Here is a 19,809-nt window from a genome sequence, read left to right as displayed (position 1 = left end):
CTGAACGAAAGCGGCGGCGTGTTCGTCGAGCAGGTGATTCGCCCGACCGGCCTGATCGATCCGCCGGTCGATATCCGTCCGGCGCGGACTCAGGTCGACGACCTGGTCGGCGAGGTGCGCGCCACCGCCGCGAAGGGCTATCGCTCGCTGATCACCGTGCTGACCAAGCGCATGGCGGAGGACCTCACCGAATATCTGCACGAGCAGGGAATCCGCGTGCGCTACATGCATTCGGACATCGACACCATCGAACGTATCGAGATCATCCGCGATCTGCGGCTCGGCGCATTCGATGCGCTGGTCGGCATCAACCTGTTGCGCGAGGGCCTCGATATTCCCGAATGCGCGCTGGTCGCGATCCTCGACGCCGACAAGGAAGGTTTTCTCCGCAGCGAGACCTCGCTGATCCAGACCATCGGCCGCGCCGCGCGCAACGTCGACGGCCGCGTCATCCTCTATGCCGATCAGGTGACGGGATCGATGCAGCGCGCGATCGCCGAGACCGACCGCCGTCGCGAAAAGCAGGTGGAATACAACACCGCCAACGGCATCACGCCGGAGAGCGTCAAGAAGTCCATCGGCGATATCTTGAACAGCGTCTACGAGCGCGACCATGTGCTGGTGGAGATCGGCGACGGCGCGGGCTCAGGTTTCCTGGCCGACGACGCGGTCGCCATCGGCCACAATTTCGAGGCTGTGCTGGCCGACCTGGAAACGCGGATGCGGGAAGCCGCCGCCGACCTGAACTTCGAGGAAGCGGCGCGGCTGCGCGACGAAGTCAAGCGGCTGCGCGCTACAGAGTTGGCGGTCGTGGATGATCCCACCATCAAGCAGCGCGGCGTCGCGGCGAAAGCCGGCGTCTATGCTGGCAACAAAAGATATGGAGACGCAGCGAACCTGCCGGCGAGACTGGACAAAGCGGCGCAGGGCAGACCGTCCGGAAAGTCTGCCAAGCGCGGTTCCGCAACCTCAAAAATCCACAAGCCATCGCTTGACGAGATGGGCATCGCCACCTGGCACGAGGTGAAACCGACCGGTGCCCGGCCTAAGCCGCGCAAGCCGACGCTGGATGAGATGGGTCCCGGCACGGAAAGCAGGATTTTTCAGCCGACCAATTCGCGCGAATCCGGCCCTGAATTCGGTCCGCGCCCGCGCTCGAGCGGCGGCGCGCCGGGTAAGCGGGGTGGATGGAAGAAGAGGTGACAGATCGGAGCGGCTTGCAAGTGCGAGGACGAGCGCAAATGCAAGAGGCACACTCGTCAACGAGAGCAGACAGACGATGACGCTCGCATCGTCAATCATTTCGATCGCGGGGCGGGCTTCGCTAGCCTTGTATCGCATCCCCGACCCGGCGCCCGACTACGCCGGCCGCCGGACGGAGCAGTATGATGCCGGCAAGGAGACCGACGAGAGCCCGTAGCGGCCGGCGCCTGATCGCTACGTCGTTACGGGCACCAGCGGCGATCGCCTGGACAAGCAAGAGCAAGGGTAGGCCCAGCGTCCAGAAGCGTGGCGCGTCCCACGCCTCACGCACGAGCAGCGGCGCACCCGGCCGTGCCGGCCAGAGCGCAAAGCCGGAAAGCACGAGCAGCGTACCCATGCGGCGTCGTCACCTTTAGTGAAAGAACTGCCGACATTACCCCCCAATGACAGTGGCGACTTGCGGAGCGGCGCCTGATTGTCATTCCCCCGTCCGCCTGCTACGTCACTCCCGACTTTCCCACGGCACTCAAGGACTATCCACTCCATGGCGGACGCCGATCTCGACGTCATCATCCGCAAGCTTGCGAAGCAGCAGCACAAGAGCCTGACGGCGGCGGTGAAGGCGCGGCGCGCTCGCTACCTTGCCCTCGCCGCCAAGGCCAAGGATGCCACGGCGAAGCAACGTTATCGTCAGATGGCAAAGCAGGCGTACGAGGAAGGGACCGCGGCCGCGAGGCGGCTGCAAATGTCAGCCGACAACGCCGCCGACAGCTACGCACGCGCGATGCGGCGAACGGCCGATGCCTTCGTCGCGCAACCAGCCGCAGCATCGAAAAGAGCCCCCGCCAGAACAGCGCCATCCGAAGCTAAAGCGAAGAAATCACCAAAGTCCTGATCGGCTCAGGCCCTCGACATCACCTGAATCCATATCCTCAAAGACTGCAACTACCGGGGGACGAACCCGAATGCAGGGTGTATTACCCGGGGCAACCGATTCACCATCCTCCTCCGACCCCGGCATTCAACCGCAAAACGGCGAGCCACGGGAAAGCCGGTCCGATTTCCGGGAATGAACGGGGCTCGCCGCAGATTGGCCCCGATGTTGTCAAAATCGGCAGCACTGATGGCCGCGTCAGATATTCGTCGTGCGGGGGGACATCCGCGCTCGCTCAACGCGAAACAGGGAACAAGCCGATGAACGCCAATCCAGCCACACCAGCCACGTCGTCCGAGCAGACCGAACCGAGCACGACCGAGGCCGACACCAACCTCGCCGCCGTTTCGGAAGTCGAAGCCGGGATCCGCGATTTCGTGCGCAACGACATCGCCTATCTGCGCCGGCCCGCCACGGGCGCGCCCAGCACCGACGCGAAGCTGGAGCCAAGCACGGAAGCGACGGTGAACAATGTCAACTCGCTGATCCAGCGCGTGGCCGGAACGTCGCTTGCCGAGATCGAGAACCTTGTCACCGAGCTTGAAAGCCTCCGCGACCTGCTGCATGCGGAAGGCCAGCGCGTCCAGCGTGAAATCTCAGGCTATGCCCAGTTGAGCCAGGCTGCGATGAAGTCGACGCGGATGATCGCGGAAAACGTCGCGCAATGGAAACGCACCGCCGAGAATCTGCGTAACGATTAGCATTACCGGTTTTTTCGACGTCAAAGCTCCGCTTCCGATGGAATCAGAAGCGGAGCTTTTATGTTTGGACTTGACGCGTTCTCTTCGCGCAAACCGGACGTCGCTTTGCTCGAAACCGCTTTTGCGTGGCCAGCCTCGACGCCAACTCCGGAATTCAAGTCCGCCGCGCCGCCGCCGCTTCCGCCAGAACAACGCTCAGTCGAACAGGCTCGAGACCGACTGTTCGGCGGCGGTGCGGTTGATCGCCTCGCCGATCAGGCCGGCGATCGATAGCAAGCGGATGTTTCCGGTATTGTTGACGGCGTCGGTCGGCTGGATCGAATCGGTAATGACCAGCTCTTTCAGTTTCGAGCCGGCGATGCGTGCCGCGGCGCCGCCGGACAGCACGCCGTGAGTGATGTAGGCATAGACGTCCTTCGCGCCCTTGGCGATCAGCGCGTCGGCGGCATTGACCAGCGTGCCGCCGGAATCGACGATGTCGTCGATCAGGATGCAGGTCGAACCGGCGACGTCGCCGATCACGTTCATGACCTCGGATTCGCCGGCGCGCTCGCGGCGCTTGTCGATGATCGCTAGCGGAGCATTGATGCGCTTGGCGAGGCCGCGCGCGCGCACCACGCCGCCGACGTCCGGCGACACCACCATCAGATTGCCGAGATCGAACCGCTCCTTGATGTCGCGAACCATCACCGGTGAAGCGTAAAGGTTGTCGGTCGGGATATCGAAGAAGCCCTGAATCTGCCCCGCATGCAGGTCGAGCGTCAGCACGCGGTCGGTTCCGGCGCGGGTGATCAGGTTGGCCACCAGCTTGGCCGAGATCGGCGAGCGCGAACCGACCTTGCGATCCTGCCGCGCGTAGCCGAAGTAGGGAATGACGGCGGTGATCCGTCGCGCCGATGCGCGGCGCAACGCGTCGGTGATGATCAGAAGTTCCATCAGATGATCGTTGGTCGGATACGACGTCGACTGGATCACGTAGACGTCCGAGCCGCGCACGTTCTCGAGCACTTCCACGAAGATTTCGTTGTCGGCGAAACGCCGCACGCTGGCTTTGGTGAGTTCAAGCCCCAGCCATTTGGCGATTTCCCGCGCCAGCGCCGGGTTGGCATTGCCTGCAACCAGCTTGACCGCGCCGTTTTTGGCGGACATCGACGCTTCTCCCCGCGATGTGGTGGGTACAACGTTCAACATCCCGACTCCAGAGAACCTCTCCGCCCCGTCGGAGGCGGTGTATCAAGGAGTAGCCAACCCTGGCAATACGGGGATCGCGGATTCCGGCGTAAAATGATGGCCTTATTGCGCAGCGAATCCGAGCGCGCCCGCCTGTGCGCCGCCCGCCCCCGCCGAATCGTCGGCGCTGGCTATCGCCGGATCTTGTGGCTGGGATGGAGCCGGCTCGGTCTCGGGCGGCGGAGCGGCGCCATTCACCATGCTGCTCAATCCACCGAGCCCGGCCTGAGCGATCCTGCGCAGGGTGAGGTCGTCGGCGGCCGCCCACGCATCGCGTCCGGCCTTGCCACCGGGCTCCTCGCCGCTCAGGCGCAGCGCGCGGTTCTGACTGCGATCGTAGACGTCGAAGACCCAGGCGATGGTTGTGCGGCCGCGGCTGACCTCGGCCGCGAGATAGCCGCGCACGCGATAGGAGGCCGACGTCTCGCGCGACACGATGGAAAGGTTGCGGAGCTGCGATTCCGAATTGAGGATATTGACGAGACGGTCGAATACCTGCGGCGGCGGTCCGTCGACGGACTCGAACGCAACGGTCGCGCCGCCGCCGGCCTGCGCGAAGGATTCGCCGCCGTTGCCGCCACCCGCGCAGCCGGCCAGCGCGCATAGCGCCGCCAGAAGCACGACGGCGCGTCCAGCCCGCCCGGCGCGTAGGCTCCTGAAAGACATTCGCTGACGTCCCTGTTCCGTCGAGCGATATCGTTAAAACGCGTTAACGTCTAGGGCGAAGCCCGACAGAACCGGTTACCGCCGCCGCATCGGTCCGGCTTGATCCGGCCCGCTTAATCGGCTTCCAGCACAAGGGCATGGACGTGACGGCCGAAGTCGGGCTCCTTGCGATGCACCGAGCGGCGATAGCTGAAGAAACGCTCGTCCGAATAAGTATCGATGCCGGTATCATCGATCGTCTCGACGCCGGCGTGCTCCAGCCGCATCCGGATGAAGCCGCCGAGATCGAACATGGCATGGCCGTCACGCTCCGACGGAACGAAGAACCCGGCATAGCTCGGATTCGTCTCCGTAAATCGCGTGACGAATTCGGCGCCGACCTCATAGCTCCGTTGCCGGATCAGCGGACCGATGGCGACGGCGATGTCGGGACGTTTGCTGCCGAGCGTTTCCATCGCATCGAGGGTCTTTTCCAGGACGCCGGTCAGCGCGCCTTTCCAGCCGGCATGTGCGGCGCCGATGACGCGGGCTCGCGGATCGGCGAACAGGACGGGGCCGCAGTCGGCCGCGGTGACACCGATCGCAAGTCCCGGCGTTCTCGTGACGATGGCATCGGCGCGCGGCCGCGTTGCGGTGTCCCAGGGCCTGTCGGCGATCACGGCATCGGGCGAGTGAATCTGGTAGAGGGAAAGAAAATCCGCCGGCGCAACGCCCATGGCTTCGGCCATGCGTCGCCGGTTCTCGGCCACATGAACCGGGTCGTCCTGCGAGCCGATGCCGGCATTCAGGCTCTCGTAGATGCCTTGCGAGACGCCGCCTTCGCGGGTGAAAAAGGCGTGCCGCAGCCCGGAAATCGCGGATAGCAGCGAGGATGCGAGAGTCATGGCGCCACGATTCCGCCGCGCCGCTCCTGATCGCTCAGCCCCACCAGTTCGGTGAAGCTGGAATCGGAAACGCCGATCGCCTTGAACATCGATCCCATGCCGCCGCGGCCGCCTTCAGTCAGCCGTTTCAGCGCGGTTGCGATATTCTCCGACACTTCGGGGCTGGCCTTCGCCATCAGACTGACGGCGCGGGCCTCTATGCCGAGCCGTTGCAGGAACGCTCCCTGCGTCACCGGTCCGTGTACGCGGGCGCCGACGTCCTCGGCGGCGCGGGCCAGCGCCTGGAAATCGACATGGGCGGTGACGTCGGTCTGACCGGGATATTTCAACGGGTCGGCGAAGCTGTGTCCTGCGATGGCCTGAAAGGTATCGCCGGCATCGCTGCGCACATGGCCATAGTCGATGATCAGCGCAGCTCCCCCCTGATCGCGAACGCGGGTCGCAATGGACATGATCTCGGCATCCGGCCGCCATTCGAAAATGGCCCCCACCGGCGCCGCGCGCACCAGCGGCGGCAGCAATGCGTCGAACCGAGGCACCGACTCCGCGGCGATGCCGAACACGAGTTGGCCGTTGCCGTCGACATCGACCACACGCTCGTGCCAGCCGTCGCCATGCCTCACCATCTGATGAACCGGAAGCACGTCGAAATATTCGTTGGCGAGAATGATTGCCGGTCCCTGCGGCACCTCATCAAGGCGCGCATGCCACTTGACATTCCGCGCCCCGGACAAGGCCGCCTTTTGCTTCTCGCGCAACACCGGATTGATCTCGACCAGATGGACTCTGAGCGCGTCGTACATCGGCGGCAACACGCGCAGCGCACGCAGCGCATCCGCCATCAGGGTGCCTCGGCCGGGCCCGAGTTCGATCAGCCGCAACTTGGCCGGCGAGCCCATCGTGCGCCACACCGACGCGGCCCACAATCCGAGCAGTTCACCGAACATCTGGCTGACCTCGGGCGAGGTGATGAAGTCGCCCTCGCGCCCCAGCGGGTCGCGCGAAATGTAGTAGCCGTGTTCAGGGTGGGTCAGGCAGATCTGCATATAGCGCCAGACCGGCAGCGGGCCGGATGTCTTGATCAGCTTCTTGATCTCGGCAAGCAGCGGAGAAATTTCGGTCACGATCAGCCTTGAAATCAGCCTGGAATCAGCCTTGGGACACGTCAGGATTCGAAATCGTTTGTGTGCCTGACGTCCGCGGACCGCGCGACCAGGCGGCGTATATAACGGCGAGCCCCGCGATCATCATCGGAATCGACAATAGCATTCCCATGGTCAGTCCGCCCCACAGAAATCCGAGTTGCGGATCGGGCTCGCGGAAGAATTCGCCTGTTATGCGCGCCATCGCGTACAGCGTAATGAAGCTGCCGAGAACCAACCCCGGCCGCTTCAGCGCGCCGGCACGGATCATCAGCGCGAGGATCGTGAACAGCACGAGACCCTCAAGCGTAGCCTCGTAGAGCTGGCTCGGATGCCGCGGCAGCGGGCCACCATTGGGAAACACCATCGCCCAGGGCAGGTTCGGGTCGGCCGGGCGGCCCCACAATTCGCTGTTGATGAAGTTGGCGATGCGGCCGAGAAACAGGCCGATCGGCCCGACGGCGGTGGCGACGTCGCCGAGCGAGAGCATCGGCAGGCCGTGCTTGCGGCAGAACAGGATCACCGCGACGACGCAGCCCATGAAGCCGCCGTGGAACGACATGCCGCCCTTCCAGAGTTCGAAGATCTCGGCAGGATGGCGGATGAAGAAATCCAGGTTGTAGAACAGCACATAGCCGGTTCGGCCGCCGACGATGATGCCGATCGTCACCCAAAGGATGAAGTCGTCGAGCTGCACCACCGAGATCGGAGCCGGGCCGCCCCAGAGCCTCTCGCTCCTGAGCAGCGCCCGCGCATAGAGCCAGCCGAGCGTGATGCCGCCGATATAGGCCAGCGCATACCAGCGGATCGCGATCGGGCCGAGCGAGATGGCGATCGGATCGAAGACAGGATAGGTGATGAGGAGAAACGGCATGGTTTTTCTAGCGCCTCCCCGGTGGGGAGAGGCGATACCGCCCGGGCAATGCGCAGAATGGTCCGGTGTGATCCCGGTGAAACGCGGGCGCGGTACGGCCGTCCCTGGCGGGAAACTCGATCTGCTGGTCGATCATCGGCAATTCATTTTGAGGTCGGGCTTTTGCTTCGCGGGAAGGTTACGATTGCAAGGAAATCCGGCACTGACAAGGCTTTGCGGGAGGGGCGACCATCAAGCGGGCTTGAACTGCCGGGTCCGGATTGCCATTCTCTGAGTCGACGCGTGGCGATGCCGCCGACCGGAGACAGTGAGATGACCCAGACCAGCAATCGGTTTTTCGACGAGATTGGAAAGCTGATGAACGACGCGGCCGGCGCAGCGCAGGGGTTCAAGCGCGAGGTCGATGCGGTGGTCCGCAATCAGGCCGAAAAGATCATGCGTGACCTCGACATCGTCAAGCGCGAGGAGTTCGAGGCCGTGAAGGAGATGGCGCGGCTCGCGCGCGAGGACAACGAGGCGCTGAAGGCGCGCATTGCGGCGCTCGAAGCGCGTCTTGGCGGCGGCTGAAACCCGCCCGCCTTTTTGCCAGGCTCGCTCAGCGAACCGCTATACGCGCCGGCGTACCATTCTCCAGCGAATACACGCCATCGGAATAGCCCTTCACCACCGTCCAGGTCGCCACGGTTACAGCCAGCGTCACGGTCGCGAAGAGAATGCCGACAATCTTCAATCCGGTGCGATCCGCCATCGCCGTCTCTCCTGCCCCTCAGAGCGTTTTCGAGCGAAGCATGGCCTCGGGCTTGACCCGAGGATGGATACCGGTTCGCGTGAAGAAAACGCGTCAAATCAAGATCATGGAGCCCGCTTCCGGTTCACCGAAAGCGGAGGGCTCCATGCGGCTCGACAAGAGCGGCTCAGGGTTCATAATTCCTTAACGGGACACCGGTTTTTTCGAATAAATTACAGCGCAACCGGAAGGCCGGTCGTGCGGCGCCCGAACCAATCGGGGGGCCCTCAATCGTGCGGATTCCGGCGCGCCACGAAAACCGACGCCAGAAAGGAAAACACCAGCTCGCCGCGCTGGTTGGTTCCGGTGTTGCGCACCTGCAGCACACCCCATTCAGGCCGGGAGCGGGAGGCTCTCAGCGACTCGACTTCGCTGGCGTAGCTGACGGTGTCGCCCGCCAGCACCGGCTTGATCCAGCGCAGGTCACGGAACCCGGGGGACGGCCCCCACATCGCGGGCTTTTCGCCTCGCGCCGCGGCCTCCGCCGCCTCGCGCAAACCGTCCGCCACCGCGAGCTTCATCCAGACCGAACTGATGTGCCAGCCGGAAGCCGAAAGGCCGCCGAACAGCGATTTGCGGCCCTCCTCCTCATCGAGATGAAATGGCTGCGGATCGAATTGCGCCGCGAACGCCTTGATGCGCTCGGCGGTGAAGGTAAACGAGCCGAGATCGCGACGCTCCCCGACATCCATGTCCTCGAGATAGCGCATCGGGTCAGCTTTCCGCCGCCGCCGCACGCCGCCTGATGATGATCGGCGAAACCGCCTCGAGCAGCACCTGGTCGGACGCGTTGCGTACGCGCATCGCGAAGGTCACGATCCCCGTCTCCGGGCGGCTGCGCGACACCCGCGCCGCAGCGACGTCGACATCCAGCATCAGATCGTCGTCCGGACGCAGCGGCGCCAGCCAGCGAACTTCATCGACACCGAGAGAACCGAGCGAAGCGGTCCGTCCGATATAGCCGTCGAACATCATCCGCATCATGAGCGAACACAAATGCCAGCCCGACCCTGACAGTCCGCGCAGCATGGAGCGCCTGGCCGCTTCCTCGTCGAGGTGCATGGGCTGCGGATCGAACTCCGCCGCAAAGGCGACGATTTCATCACGGCTGACATGCCGCGGTCCGAATGTGCCGAAACGCCCGACGGGAAAATCCTCAAATGTCAGGGTCATATCGAGGCCTGCTGAAAGACGGCCCGATTGTGGCCCTTATTTGCGGCAATCTCAACCCGCGCCGGCACGACAAAAGTTGCGCTTGCCCGGTGCGGACCGTGGGGTTCGGTCCGGAGAAACAAGTGCCAGCCGACTGAGACGGTGGTGCGGCCATGCGAGGGGGAGCGGCAGATGTTTCAATTCCGGGATCTGTTTCAGTGGGATCGCTTCATCACGCCCACGATCATCAAGATATTCTATTGGCTGGTTATCGTGTTGATCGTCCTGTCAGGCTTGTCCGGCATCTTCTCCGGTCTGGCCACGATGGCGGTGAGCCCGTTCGGTGGCTTCATCGCGATACTCCTGAGTATTGCAGGCGCCCTGACCGGCATCGTGTTTTCGCGCATTGCCGCCGAATGCATCCTGATCGTGTTCCGCATCAACGAGCATCTCGGCGCGATCCGCGAAAAGGGTACGATGCGATAACGCGACAAGCGGTGAGAAAATTTCGCCAACTTTCGTCACGCCCGGCTTTATGTCGGGCATGATGAAGGAATGTGTCTCTTGCCCGGATAGCCGAAAAATTTGGAAGCTCGGGTGACGCGCAAATCTCAGGTATTGAACCGGAAATGCATGACGTCGCCGTCGGCGACGACATACTCCTTGCCTTCGAGCCGCAGCTTGCCGGCATCGCGCGCGCCCGCCTCGCCGCCGAGCGCCACATAGTCGGCATAAGCGATGGTCTCGGCGCGGATGAATCCCTTCTCAAAATCGGTGTGAATGACGCCGGCCGCGCCGGGCGCCTTGGTGCCCTTGGTGATGGTCCAGGCGCGCGCCTCCTTCGGACCGACGGTGAAATAGGTGATGAGATGAAGCAGGTCGTAGCCGGCGCGTATCAGCCTGTCGAGGCCCGCCTCCTCCAGTCCGAGCGTTTCGAGAAAATCGACGCGCTCCTCGCGCGACAAGGTTGCGATCTCGGATTCGATCTTGGCTGAAATCACAACCGCGACCGCGCCTTCCTTCTTCGCATGCTCGAACACCGCCTGCGAGAAGGCGTTGCCGCCCGCCGCCGAACCTTCCTCGACGTTGCAGACGTAAAGCACCGGCTTTGATGTCAGAAGTCCAAGCATGCGGAAATTGCGCTCTTCCTCCGGCTTTCGCTCCATGCCGCGCGTCGGCTGGCCGTCGCGCAACAATTTGAGCGCGCGCTCGACCAGATCGAGCTGCTCCTTGGCTTCCTTGTCGTTGCCCTTGGCTTTTTTCGAGAGGTTGTCGACCCGTTTCTCGAGGCTTTCGAGATCGGCCAGCATCAGCTCGGTCTCGATGGTCTCGATATCGGCGAGCGGCGCGATCTTGCCCTCGACATGCGTGATGTCGGAATCCTCAAAACAACGCACCACATGCGCGACCGCGTCGACCTCGCGGATGTTGGCGAGAAACTGGTTGCCGAGTCCTTCGCCCTTGGAGGCGCCGCGCACCAGACCCGCGATGTCGACGAACGTCAGTTGCGTCGGAATGATCTGCGCCGATTTGGCGATCGCCGCGAGCTCGTCGAGGCGCGGATCCGGCACCGCCACGGCGCCGACATTGGGCTCGATCGTGCAGAACGGATAGTTCGCCGCCTGCGCCGCCGCCGTCTCCGTCAGCGCGTTGAACAGGGTCGACTTGCCGACATTGGGCAACCCGACGATACCGCATTTGAACCCCATATGATCCTCGAAAATCTTTGATCTTGATTGCAAGCGCGCGATCTTGCGCTGAGCGAAGCAATCCAGCGATGGTGTTCAAACCGGGTTGCTTCGGTGCTCCGCGCCGCGCAACGGCGGCTGTGTCATTCGACGCTTTCAGAACCGTCGTTCTTCTCGACGAGTCCCTTCGCCTGGACCGCAAGATGAACCTTGTTCTGAAACGCGGTGTCCTGGCCTGCGACGAGAAGCGCCGCGTTTTCCGCGACGACATTCACCAGCGCCTCGACCCATGGCCGCTCGCTTCTGGCGAAGTCGTCCAAGACATGCGTCAGCACACGATCCTTGACGCCGGGGTGACCGATACCGAGACGGACGCGGCGATACTCGTTGCCGATATGCGCCGAAATCGATCGCAGACCGTTGTGTCCGGCAATGCCGCCGCCGACCTTGACACGAACCTTGGCCGGCGTGAGTTCGATCTCGTCGTGAAACACCACGACGTCACCCTGGGCCAGCTTGTAGAAATGCACGGCGTCCTGAACAGCGTGGCCGGAGTTGTTCATGAAGGTCGTAGGCTTGAGCAGAATGACGCGTTCCTGACCGAGCCTGCCCTCAGACGACTCGCCCTGAAAACGGCGGCGCCACGGCGCGAAACCGTGACGCCGCGCGATCTCGTCCACGGCCATGAACCCGATGTTGTGCCGATTGTCCTGATACTTTGTGCCGGGATTGCCCAGTCCGACAAACAGGCGCATGAACGGGATATCGCCTATTTCTTCTTGTCGCCACCGCCTGCTGGCGCCTTCGCGCCTGCAGTGGCTGCGCCGGCCGTCCCGCCCGCCGCGGGAGCCGCGCCGGCAGCAGGAGCCGCGGCACCGGCCGCGGCAGCGGCTGCGGCCTTGAGTTCTTCCGCATAACCGGACGGCGGCACGATGGTCACCAGCGTGACGTCCTCTCGCGCCAGCGGTTTCACGCCGGGCGGCAGCTTGACATCGGACAGATGAAGCGAGTGGCTGATTTCCAGACCGCCGACGTCGGCTTCAATGAACTGAGGAATACTGTCGGCCGCGCATTCGACATCGATCGCGTGGGTCACGAGGTTGACCGTGCCGCCGCGCTTCACGCCGGGCGCGACGTCCGCCTTCAGCAGGCGAAGGGGAATGCTGACGCGGATGGTGGCGCCTTCGCCGAGCCGCATGAAGTCCACATGGATCGGAAGGTCCTTGACCGGATCGAGATGGAAGTCGCGCGGAATCACGCGGTGCTTCTTGCCATCGAGGCTGACGTCGAAGATCGTGGTCAGGAAACGGCCCGCCAGAATGCGCTGACGCAACTCCCCTTCCTCGACCGAGATCGGCTGCGGGGGCTGGTTGTTTCCATAGATCACTCCGGGCACACGGCCGGCGCGACGCTCAGCCCGGGCGGCCCCCTTGCCGCTCTTCGGACGTGCGGTCGCCTTCAATTCCCTGACGGTCGCCATCGTTTTAGTCCTTGTTTTTCAAAAAGTTAAAGGCCGCAATTGCGGCCCGTTGCACGTCACCGGCAAGCCTCCAGGGGTGCGGGGGCCATGAGACGCGACCGCCTTCTAGCCGCAAACGTCCAAAATAACAAGGAAACGACAGGGGTTTTCTGGCTCCTCCGGCCGTCGCGAGAGGCCCGCTCAGCGCCGGGAATATCGGACCGCAACGAGAGACCTCCGGCGCAACGTCCCTATTCTTGACCTCGACGTCAACCAACGCGACACGATCGCTCGGTCCATCCGGAACGATAACGCCGACATGCATGGGTGCGCCGGCTGTCAGCCATTCGCAACAGGCGTTCGAAAATCATCGGTCCTGATTCAGTCAGGCCCGATCATGCGAGACTCGCGGCAAGCGAGTCAGAACCGCAGGACTCGCGCGACGCGAATCCGATTCCGTTTTGTTCACGGCCGCGAGTCGTAGCGCCGTTTGATCAGTTGTGGACGACGCGCGCTTTGCCTGTGGACGGACTCGGGGCGGCGTTGCGCGGATTCCGCAAATCACATCACTTGATCCGCGCAGGACATCATTCCTCATCCGATCCGCGCAGTGATGGATCGTCTGAGCGATCGAAGTCCCGCGGCGTGCCAGCACCGCGGCCGTCCTATGCGTGCGTATCAACACAGACAAACAGCAAGGATCGGGACGGCATGTCGCTGCTCGAAGGCGTTATCGATTCCAGAAACAATCCGCTGGCGGTGGTCGAGGACATCGCCGCCACCAACGACTGGGCGTTCGAGCGCTCCGGCGAAGACGAGATCACCATTATCTCGAAGGGCAACTGGACCGATTATCAGCTCACCTTCACCTGGATGGGCGAGATCGAGGCGCTGCATCTCGCCTGCGCCTTCGACATGAAGATTCCGGCCGCCCGCCGCAACGAGGCCCAGCGCGCCATCGCCGCCATCAACGAGCAACTATGGATCGGGCATTTCGACATCTGGACCCAGACCGGCACGATCATGTACCGCCACGCCCTTATTTTACCCGAGGGGTTGACGGCGTCGAGCGCGCAATGCGCGGAGATGCTCGCCGGCGCGATCCATGCCTGCGAGCGCTATTATCCCGCGCTGCAGTTCGTGATCTGGGCCGGCAAGACCGCGGCCGAGGCGATGACCGCCGCGATGTTCGACACCCAGGGCGAGGCTTAGCTTTCCGGCGACGCCATTATCGGTGATAATGTGAGCGCTATTCATCGGCGCCGGAAATAATTGTCATGGCTGAATCGCAAACTCCCCTCTCAAACATCTCCGGCGCCGTGGTTCTCGCCGGTGCGGGCAAGATGGGCGGTGCGTTGCTGAGCGGATGGCTTGCGCAGGGGCTGGATCCGACGCGCGTCGCCGTGATCGATCCCCATCTCTCCGACGATATCCGCGCGCTCGAAGCCCGCGGAGTCCGGCTGAACGCCGCGATAACGACGACCGACGACGTCGCGGCGCTCGTGCTCGCGGTCAAGCCGCAAACGTTTGGCGACGCAGGCCCGGCGTTGCGGCCGCTGATCAAACGCTCGACCCTGGTGGTGTCGATCATGGCAGGCACGACGATCGCCGCGCTCGACGCGGTCTGCGGCGGCAACATCGTTCGCGCGATGCCCAACACGCCGGCCGCGATCGGTCGCGGCATCACGGTCGCCGTTGCCGCAAAGGATGTGAACGCGCGACAGCGCGCCACGGCCGACGCGCTGCTGCGCGCCACCGGCGCGGTGGAATGGATCGACGACGAGGCGCTGATGGATGCCGTGACGGCGGTCTCGGGATCGGGACCGGCCTACGTCTTTCTGCTCGCCGAGGAAATGGCGCGCGCCGGCGTCGCCGCCGGTCTGCCCGCCGATCTCGCCGCAAGGCTGGCGCGCGAGACCGTCGCCGGTTCGGGCGAACTGCTGCACCGATCCGATCTCGACATGGCGACGCTGCGCCAGAACGTCACCTCGCCCGGCGGCACGACGGCGGCCGCCCTCGCTGTCCTGATGGGCGAGGACGGTCTGAAGGACCTGATGACGCGCGCGGTCGCCGCCGCGGCACGACGATCCAGGGAACTGGCGACGTAATTTTTCTTTCACGCAAAGACCGAAGCGACTCCGGCGATCCGACGACCTTCGCGGCGCACCGCCGCCGCATACCGCCGGAACGCTGATGAGACTTGAAGAATTGTCGTGACATGCCGCAACATGGCGGCAGTCAACGACCATTCGACGAGAGAAATCTGCCGTGCTCGCAAACGAGGTCACATCCCTGCTGGATCATCTCGGCGTGGCTTCCGACCGCCGGCAGGGTATGCGCGCCGTGCGATCGCCGCTGACCGGCGAAACCATCGCTTACGTCGATGACGCAAGTCCGCAGCGCGCCGCCGAGACCATTGCGCGGGCCGAAGCAGCATTCCGGCAATGGCGTCAGATCCCTTCACCGCAACGCGGCGAATTGATCCGGCTGCTCGGCCTCGAACTGCGCGCCGCCAAGGATGCGCTGGGACGTCTGGTCACCATCGAAGCCGGCAAGATCGCCTCGGAAGGCCGCGGCGAGGTGCAGGAAATGATCGACATCTGCGACTTCGCCGTCGGCCTGTCGCGGCAGCTCTACGGCCTCACCATCGCCAGCGAGCGCCCCGATCATCGCATGATGGAGCAATGGCATCCGCTCGGCCCGGTCGGCGTCATCACCTCGTTCAATTTCCCCGTCGCGGTGTGGTCGTGGAATGCGGCCCTGGCGCTGGTCTGCGGCAATCCGGTGATCTGGAAGCCGTCGGAGAAAACTCCGCTGACGGCGCTGGCGGTGCAGGCGCTGTTCGGGCGCGCCGCCGCCAAGGCGGGCAACATTCCGGACGGCCTGTCCACCGTGCTGATCGGCGGACGCGACGTCGGCGAAGTCCTGGTCGGCGATTCACGGGTGCCGCTGGTTTCCGCGACCGGATCGACAGCGATGGGCCGCGAGGTCGGAACGCAGCTTGCGCGGCGGTTCGCCCGCAGCATTCTCGAACTCGGCGGCAACAACGCCTCGATCGTCTGCCCTTCGGCGAATCTCGATCTTGCGCTGCGCGCCATCGCCTTCGCCGCCATCGGCACCGCCGGCCAGCGCTGCACCACGCTGCGACGGCTGTTCATCCATGACAGCATCCACGCCGAGTTTATGGCGAAACTGAAACGCGTTTATGCCTCGGTGCGGATCGGCGACCCGCTTACGAGTGACGAGGTGCTGGTCGGTCCGCTGATTGACGAAGCCGCATTCCTGAACATGCAGCGCGCGCTTGAGGAAGCGCAGGCGCACGGCGCGCGGGTCCATGGCGGCGAGCGTGTCGATGAGCAGCGGTTTCCTGATGCGTATTATGTCCGGCCGGCGCTGGTGGAGATGCCGGCGCAGACCGGGCCGGTGCTGCGCGAGACCTTCGCGCCAATCTTATACGTCATGACATACGCCGATCTCGACGTCGCGATCGCACAGCACAACGCCGTCGCTCACGGCCTGTCGTCATCGATCTTCTCGACCGACATGCGCGAGGTGGAGAAATTCCTCTCCCCGAAAGGCTCCGACTGCGGCATCGCCAATGTCAATATCGGCCCGTCCGGCGCGGAGATCGGCGGCGCGTTCGGCGGCGAAAAGGAAACCGGCGGCGGCCGCGAGGCCGGCTCCGACGCCTGGAAAGCCTACATGCGGCGTCTCACCAGCACCGTGAACTACAGCGACGATCTTCCGCTCGCACAGGGCGTCCGTTTCGACATCGGTTAGAGCAAATTCATCTTTAGATAAAAACGCATCACCGGGCACAGCGAACTCCCTCTCCCATGGGGAGAGGGTTGGGGTGAGGGGTAATACCTATCGAGTTTGACCCCCCTTACCCGGCACCATAGCGCGTCGAAGACGCGCGTAACCGCGCTTATGGTGCCGACCTCTTCCCGGCGGAGAGAGGTGAAGAAGATCGACATTCCGATTCCATCAAGCCGTGAACGGCTCTAGCAAGCGCCGCGAATGTCATATTCATTTCTCTAAGGATGAACGTCCGCGCGAGCGAATTCATCCAGCACCTCGGCGACGCGGTCCACCGCCCAATCGATCTCGGATTCCTCGATGGTCAGCGGCGGCGCGAAGCGGACGGTGTTGCGGTGCGTGTCCTTGGTCAGCACGCCGGCCTGCAACAGCCGCGTCGCCACCGCAGCCGCGCTGACGAGATCGCGATCCAGCTCGACGCCAACGAACAGTCCGCGCCCGCGCGCCTCGCGGATGATCGGATTCCTGATCGCGGCGAGCCGGGAGAGCAGATGCGCGCCGAGACGGGCGGACCGCTCGATCAACTTCTCCTCGATCAGCGTATCCAGCGCCGCCAGCCCGACCGCGGCGGCGACCGGATTGCCGCCGAAGGTGCTGCCGTGATCCCCAGGCTTGAACACCTGCATCACATCGCGGCGCGCCAGAAACAGCGACACCGGCAGAAGTCCACCGCCCAGCGCCTTGCCCAGCGTCACCGCATCCGGCTTCACGCCGTCGTGCTGGCAGGCCAGAAGCTTGCCGGTGCGGCCAAGCCCGGATTGAATCTCGTCGCAGATCAGCAGGACGTCATGCTCCCGGCAGATGCGCGCCACCTCGGCGAGATAGCCCGGCGGCGGCACGTTGATGCCGCCTTCGCCCTGGATCGGCTCGACCAGAAAGGCCGCGGTGTTCGGCGTGATCGCTGCCCGGAGCGCCGCCGCGTCGCCGAACGGCACCGACCTGAAACCGGGCGGGAACGGTCCGAATCCGTCGCGATATTGCTGCACGGAGGAGAAGCCGACGATGGCGATGGTGCGGCCGTGAAAATTGCCGTCGCACACGATGATTTCGGCACGATCCGCCGGCACTCGCTTGACGGTGTAGGCCCATTTGCGCGCGGCCTTGAGCGCCGTCTCCACCGCCTCCGCGCCGCTGTTCATCGGCAGCGCGAGATCCATTCCGGTCAAGACGCAGGCACGGCCAAGAAACGCGCCGAGACGATCGCTGAAATAGGCACGGGAGATGGTGTCGAGTTGTCGTGCCTGATCGGTGAGCGCCTGCACCAGCCGCGGATGACAATGCCCGAAACTCGCTGCCGAATAAGCGCCCATCATGTCGATGTAGCGCCGCCCGTTCTCATCCCAGAGATAGACGCCCTTGCCGCGCACGAGGGTGACCGGCATCGGCGCATAGTTGGAGGCACCGAAGCGCATTTCGAGTTGAACCGAGCCATCCATGCCACTCGCTCCCTCGACCCGAATCTGTCCCGAGGCCACAGAGCATCACGCGCTCCTGCCAGGAACGGGCTCAATTAAAACGCTTGATTACAATGTGGGGCGGCGAAGCGGGAAAGCCAGAGCAATGATCCCGGAATGTGAAGCGCAGTCGAATGCTGCAAGTCCTCGGCGGCAGGTAAGCGAAAGCGGATATCAATCGGCCGTTACACCGGGACCCGCACCGTGGCGCGCAAGCCCCCCATCGGACTGTCGCCGAGCGTGATGTCGCCGCCATGGGAGCGCGCGATGTCGCGCGCGATGGCAAGACCGAGACCGGAGCCGCCCTCGTCCTGATTGCGGGCGCTGTCGAGCCGCAGGAAGGGCTTGAAGACTTCCTCGCGCATGTCGTGCGGGATGCCCGGACCGTCGTCGTCGACCATGACAGTGAGCCAGCGGTGATCGCGATGGCCGTTGATCGCGATGGAATCGGCATGGCGCGCCGCGTTCGACACCAGATTGCCGAGGCATCGCTTGAGCGCGGCCGGCTTGACGGTGACGACGGGAAGCCCTTGAAAATTGGTCGTCGCGGCGTGGCCGTTGCGCTCGGCATCGCTGCGCAGATCCTCCAGCGCGGCCGCCATGTCGGTCGGCTGCGCGTGCTCGCCACTGTCACCGCGCGCGAAGGCGAGATAGGCCTCGAGCATTCCATGCATCTCGTCGACGTCCTTGCGCATGCCGTCGACTTCCGGACTGTCGCCGATCAACGCCAGCTCCAGCTTGAAGCGGGTCAGGATGGTGCGCAGGTCATGCGACACGCCGGCCAGCATCGCAGTGCGCTGCTCGATGCTGCGCTCGATGCGCATCTTCATTTCGATGAACGCCTGCGCGGCGCGGCGGACCTCGCGCGCGCCCCGCGGACGGAAGTTCGGCGCGTCGCGGCCCTTGCCGAAGCGCTCGGCGGCGTCCGCCAGCAGCAGGATCGGCTTGATCTGGTTGCGAAGGAACAGCACCGCGACGAACAGCAGGATCGATGAGGTGCCCAGCATCCAGAAGATGAAGATTTCCGAGTTCGACGCATAAGCGGCGCTGCGCTGCGCGAAGACCTGCATCACCGCGTCGTCGAGCTGGATCCTGATCTCCACCAGGCTGGAGCGACCGACCGTATCGATCCAGAACGGCTTGCCGATCTGCCTGCTGATCTGCACCGACAGCGACTGATCGAGCAACGAGAAGAACGGCTTCGGCCCGGGCGGCGGCATGTCGCCCGGCGGCAGGAAATCGACCACCAGCCCGAGCCGCTGCTGCGCGATGCGCCGGATCGTCGCGCGGTCCTTGTCCTGCGGATAGTCCTTGTAGATATCGATCAGCGCGGCGACATCCTGCACCACCGCCGTCGACAGTCGTCGCGTCACCGTGTTCCAGTGCCGCTCCATGAACACGAAAGCGACCACCGATTGCAGCACCACCATCGGCACGATCATGATCAGCAGCGCGCGGGCATAGAGGCCCTTGGGCATCCAGTTCTTGAATGCCCGCGCCATCCTGCCATTGGCCAGGGAGACGCGGCGGGACGCCGTGCGGATCAGCGTCATGCCGGCGTCGAGCGTGCTCATCATCGGCAGCTCAGGGTGCCGCGACCAGGCGATAGCCGACGCCGCGCACCGCCTGGAGGAAAAGCGGATTGGCGGGATCCCGCTCGATCTTCCGCCGCAGCCGATTGATCTGAACATCGACGGCGCGCTCGTTGACGGTGCCCCCGCCGTTCAGCTCGCCGCGGCGAACCGTCTCGCCGGGCGTGGCGGCGAGCACGCGCAGCATCTCGCGCTCGCGATCGGTGAGATGAATGACGTCGTCG

General features: G+C 64.1%; 23 protein-coding genes. 9 read left to right on the top strand and 14 right to left on the bottom strand.

Features of this window, described 5'->3' with window-relative positions; translation table 11 throughout:
• The 4 genes from BGN91_RS04590 to BGN91_RS04575 form a co-directional block, all read left to right on the top strand.
• Positions 1–1,203: helicase-related protein (locus tag BGN91_RS04590; RefSeq protein WP_292610929.1), on the top strand; the 1,203-nt coding region annotated here is incomplete at its 5' end.
• Positions 1,204–1,279: 76 nt separating this feature from the next.
• Positions 1,280–1,420: a hypothetical protein gene (locus BGN91_RS04585; RefSeq protein WP_292610927.1), complete on the top strand. Its 141-nt coding sequence runs from the start codon at positions 1,280–1,282 to the stop codon at positions 1,418–1,420.
• Between the two features lie 327 nt (positions 1,421–1,747).
• Positions 1,748–2,098 carry a hypothetical protein gene (locus tag BGN91_RS04580; protein ID WP_292610925.1) on the top strand — a complete coding sequence of 117 codons (351 nt, stop codon included), beginning with the start codon at positions 1,748–1,750 and terminating at the stop codon, positions 2,096–2,098.
• A gap of 299 nt (positions 2,099–2,397) precedes the next feature.
• Positions 2,398–2,838 (top strand): hypothetical protein, encoded by a 441-nt coding sequence (locus tag BGN91_RS04575; protein WP_292610923.1) that lies wholly within the window; start codon positions 2,398–2,400, stop codon positions 2,836–2,838.
• A 195-nt stretch (positions 2,839–3,033) separates the two neighbouring features.
• On the opposite strand, the gene BGN91_RS04570 is transcribed toward BGN91_RS04575, so the two are convergent.
• From BGN91_RS04570 to lgt, 5 genes are all read right to left on the bottom strand, one after another.
• Complete coding sequence (locus BGN91_RS04570) at positions 3,034–3,987, bottom strand: ribose-phosphate pyrophosphokinase (RefSeq protein ID WP_292610921.1); 954 nt, start codon at positions 3,985–3,987, stop codon at positions 3,034–3,036.
• 144 nt (positions 3,988–4,131) lie between these two features.
• Positions 4,132–4,734: a hypothetical protein gene (locus BGN91_RS04565; protein ID WP_292610919.1), complete on the bottom strand. Its 603-nt coding sequence runs from the start codon at positions 4,732–4,734 to the stop codon at positions 4,132–4,134.
• A gap of 113 nt (positions 4,735–4,847) precedes the next feature.
• Positions 4,848–5,618, bottom strand: a complete 771-nt coding sequence (gene pgeF / locus BGN91_RS04560) for a peptidoglycan editing factor PgeF (protein ID WP_292610917.1) — start codon at positions 5,616–5,618, stop codon at positions 4,848–4,850.
• The gene (locus BGN91_RS04555) at positions 5,615–6,742 is read right to left on the bottom strand and encodes an SAM-dependent methyltransferase (protein WP_292610915.1); all 1,128 of its coding nucleotides are present in this window, start codon (positions 6,740–6,742) and stop codon (positions 5,615–5,617) included. Before BGN91_RS04555 ends, pgeF begins: the two co-directional genes overlap by 4 nt.
• A gap of 25 nt (positions 6,743–6,767) precedes the next feature.
• Positions 6,768–7,634, bottom strand: a complete 867-nt coding sequence (lgt, locus tag BGN91_RS04550; protein WP_292610914.1) for a prolipoprotein diacylglyceryl transferase — start codon at positions 7,632–7,634, stop codon at positions 6,768–6,770.
• Between the two features lie 312 nt (positions 7,635–7,946).
• On the opposite strand from lgt, the gene BGN91_RS04545 reads away from it, so the two are divergent.
• On the top strand, positions 7,947–8,201 hold the full coding sequence (locus BGN91_RS04545) for an accessory factor UbiK family protein (RefSeq protein WP_292610913.1): 255 nt from the start codon (positions 7,947–7,949) through the stop codon (positions 8,199–8,201).
• Between the two features lie 28 nt (positions 8,202–8,229).
• Here BGN91_RS04545 and BGN91_RS04540 read toward each other — a convergent pair whose 3' ends face one another.
• The 3 genes from BGN91_RS04540 to BGN91_RS04530 form a co-directional block, all read right to left on the bottom strand.
• On the bottom strand, positions 8,230–8,382 hold the full coding sequence (locus tag BGN91_RS04540; protein WP_292610912.1) for a hypothetical protein: 153 nt from the start codon (positions 8,380–8,382) through the stop codon (positions 8,230–8,232).
• Positions 8,383–8,648: 266 nt separating this feature from the next.
• The gene (locus BGN91_RS04535) at positions 8,649–9,131 is read right to left on the bottom strand and encodes a MaoC family dehydratase (protein ID WP_292610910.1); all 483 of its coding nucleotides are present in this window, start codon (positions 9,129–9,131) and stop codon (positions 8,649–8,651) included.
• A 4-nt stretch (positions 9,132–9,135) separates the two neighbouring features.
• On the bottom strand, positions 9,136–9,594 hold the full coding sequence (locus BGN91_RS04530; protein ID WP_292610909.1) for a MaoC family dehydratase: 459 nt from the start codon (positions 9,592–9,594) through the stop codon (positions 9,136–9,138).
• Between the two features lie 171 nt (positions 9,595–9,765).
• Here BGN91_RS04530 and BGN91_RS04525 point away from each other — a divergent pair, with 171 nt between their 5' ends.
• Entirely contained in the window at positions 9,766–10,059 is a 294-nt protein-coding gene (locus BGN91_RS04525; RefSeq protein ID WP_292610907.1) for a DUF4282 domain-containing protein, read from the top strand.
• 125 nt (positions 10,060–10,184) lie between these two features.
• Here the strand turns inward: BGN91_RS04525 and ychF are convergent, their stop codons facing one another.
• From ychF to BGN91_RS04510, 3 genes are all read right to left on the bottom strand, one after another.
• Positions 10,185–11,282, bottom strand: coding sequence for a redox-regulated ATPase YchF (gene ychF, locus BGN91_RS04520; protein ID WP_292610905.1), 1,098 nt, complete (start codon positions 11,280–11,282; stop codon positions 10,185–10,187).
• Between the two features lie 122 nt (positions 11,283–11,404).
• The gene (gene pth / locus BGN91_RS04515; RefSeq protein ID WP_292610903.1) at positions 11,405–12,016 is read right to left on the bottom strand and encodes an aminoacyl-tRNA hydrolase; all 612 of its coding nucleotides are present in this window, start codon (positions 12,014–12,016) and stop codon (positions 11,405–11,407) included.
• Between the two features lie 14 nt (positions 12,017–12,030).
• Complete coding sequence (locus BGN91_RS04510) at positions 12,031–12,741, bottom strand: 50S ribosomal protein L25/general stress protein Ctc (protein ID WP_292610901.1); 711 nt, start codon at positions 12,739–12,741, stop codon at positions 12,031–12,033.
• A gap of 690 nt (positions 12,742–13,431) precedes the next feature.
• On the opposite strand from BGN91_RS04510, the gene BGN91_RS04505 reads away from it, so the two are divergent.
• The 3 genes from BGN91_RS04505 (at position 13,432) to BGN91_RS04495 (ending at position 16,500) form a co-directional block, all read left to right on the top strand.
• Positions 13,432–13,932, top strand: a complete 501-nt coding sequence (locus BGN91_RS04505; protein ID WP_292610900.1) for a YbjN domain-containing protein — start codon at positions 13,432–13,434, stop codon at positions 13,930–13,932.
• 65 nt (positions 13,933–13,997) lie between these two features.
• Positions 13,998–14,828 (top strand): pyrroline-5-carboxylate reductase, encoded by an 831-nt coding sequence (proC, locus tag BGN91_RS04500; protein ID WP_292610898.1) that lies wholly within the window; start codon positions 13,998–14,000, stop codon positions 14,826–14,828.
• A gap of 160 nt (positions 14,829–14,988) precedes the next feature.
• Complete coding sequence (locus BGN91_RS04495) at positions 14,989–16,500, top strand: aldehyde dehydrogenase family protein (RefSeq protein WP_292610896.1); 1,512 nt, start codon at positions 14,989–14,991, stop codon at positions 16,498–16,500.
• A gap of 257 nt (positions 16,501–16,757) precedes the next feature.
• Here BGN91_RS04495 and rocD read toward each other — a convergent pair whose 3' ends face one another.
• The 3 genes from rocD to BGN91_RS04480 form a co-directional block, all read right to left on the bottom strand.
• Entirely contained in the window at positions 16,758–17,975 is a 1,218-nt protein-coding gene (gene rocD / locus BGN91_RS04490) for an ornithine--oxo-acid transaminase (protein WP_292610894.1), read from the bottom strand.
• 203 nt (positions 17,976–18,178) lie between these two features.
• Positions 18,179–19,567, bottom strand: coding sequence for an ATP-binding protein (locus BGN91_RS04485; protein WP_292610931.1), 1,389 nt, complete (start codon positions 19,565–19,567; stop codon positions 18,179–18,181).
• 10 nt (positions 19,568–19,577) lie between these two features.
• The coding region (locus BGN91_RS04480) for a helix-turn-helix domain-containing protein (protein ID WP_292610892.1) at positions 19,578–19,809 on the bottom strand (232 nt) is incomplete at its 5' end.

This window comes from Nitrobacter sp. 62-13 (genome assembly GCF_001896955.1).
GTDB lineage: Bacteria > Pseudomonadota > Alphaproteobacteria > Rhizobiales > Xanthobacteraceae > Nitrobacter.
This window is presented reverse-complemented; position numbering and strand designations above follow the sequence as displayed.

What these genes read in the sequence shown, in the direction of transcription:
- BGN91_RS04535 (WP_292610910.1), bottom strand. Translation starts at nt 9,131, where the DNA reads ATGCGCTATCTCGAGGACATGGATGTCGGGGAGCGTCGCGATCTCGGC.
- BGN91_RS04525 (WP_292610907.1), top strand. Translation starts at nt 9,766, where the DNA reads ATGTTTCAATTCCGGGATCTGTTTCAGTGGGATCGCTTCATCACGCCC.
- BGN91_RS04545 (WP_292610913.1), top strand. Translation starts at nt 7,947, where the DNA reads ATGACCCAGACCAGCAATCGGTTTTTCGACGAGATTGGAAAGCTGATG.
- BGN91_RS04565 (WP_292610919.1), bottom strand. Translation starts at nt 4,734, where the DNA reads ATGTCTTTCAGGAGCCTACGCGCCGGGCGGGCTGGACGCGCCGTCGTG.
- BGN91_RS04540 (WP_292610912.1), bottom strand. Translation starts at nt 8,382, where the DNA reads ATGGCGGATCGCACCGGATTGAAGATTGTCGGCATTCTCTTCGCGACC.
- BGN91_RS04510 (WP_292610901.1), bottom strand. Translation starts at nt 12,741, where the DNA reads ATGGCGACCGTCAGGGAATTGAAGGCGACCGCACGTCCGAAGAGCGGC.
- BGN91_RS04485 (WP_292610931.1), bottom strand. Translation starts at nt 19,567, where the DNA reads ATGAGCACGCTCGACGCCGGCATGACGCTGATCCGCACGGCGTCCCGC.
- BGN91_RS04570 (WP_292610921.1), bottom strand. Translation starts at nt 3,987, where the DNA reads ATGTCCGCCAAAAACGGCGCGGTCAAGCTGGTTGCAGGCAATGCCAAC.
- proC (WP_292610898.1), top strand. Translation starts at nt 13,998, where the DNA reads ATGGCTGAATCGCAAACTCCCCTCTCAAACATCTCCGGCGCCGTGGTT.
- BGN91_RS04530 (WP_292610909.1), bottom strand. Translation starts at nt 9,594, where the DNA reads ATGACCCTGACATTTGAGGATTTTCCCGTCGGGCGTTTCGGCACATTC.
- BGN91_RS04585 (WP_292610927.1), top strand. Translation starts at nt 1,280, where the DNA reads ATGACGCTCGCATCGTCAATCATTTCGATCGCGGGGCGGGCTTCGCTA.
- BGN91_RS04505 (WP_292610900.1), top strand. Translation starts at nt 13,432, where the DNA reads ATGTCGCTGCTCGAAGGCGTTATCGATTCCAGAAACAATCCGCTGGCG.
- pth (WP_292610903.1), bottom strand. Translation starts at nt 12,016, where the DNA reads ATGCGCCTGTTTGTCGGACTGGGCAATCCCGGCACAAAGTATCAGGAC.
- ychF (WP_292610905.1), bottom strand. Translation starts at nt 11,282, where the DNA reads ATGGGGTTCAAATGCGGTATCGTCGGGTTGCCCAATGTCGGCAAGTCG.
- lgt (WP_292610914.1), bottom strand. Translation starts at nt 7,634, where the DNA reads ATGCCGTTTCTCCTCATCACCTATCCTGTCTTCGATCCGATCGCCATC.
- rocD (WP_292610894.1), bottom strand. Translation starts at nt 17,975, where the DNA reads ATGGATGGCTCGGTTCAACTCGAAATGCGCTTCGGTGCCTCCAACTAT.
- pgeF (WP_292610917.1), bottom strand. Translation starts at nt 5,618, where the DNA reads ATGACTCTCGCATCCTCGCTGCTATCCGCGATTTCCGGGCTGCGGCAC.
- BGN91_RS04580 (WP_292610925.1), top strand. Translation starts at nt 1,748, where the DNA reads ATGGCGGACGCCGATCTCGACGTCATCATCCGCAAGCTTGCGAAGCAG.
- BGN91_RS04575 (WP_292610923.1), top strand. Translation starts at nt 2,398, where the DNA reads ATGAACGCCAATCCAGCCACACCAGCCACGTCGTCCGAGCAGACCGAA.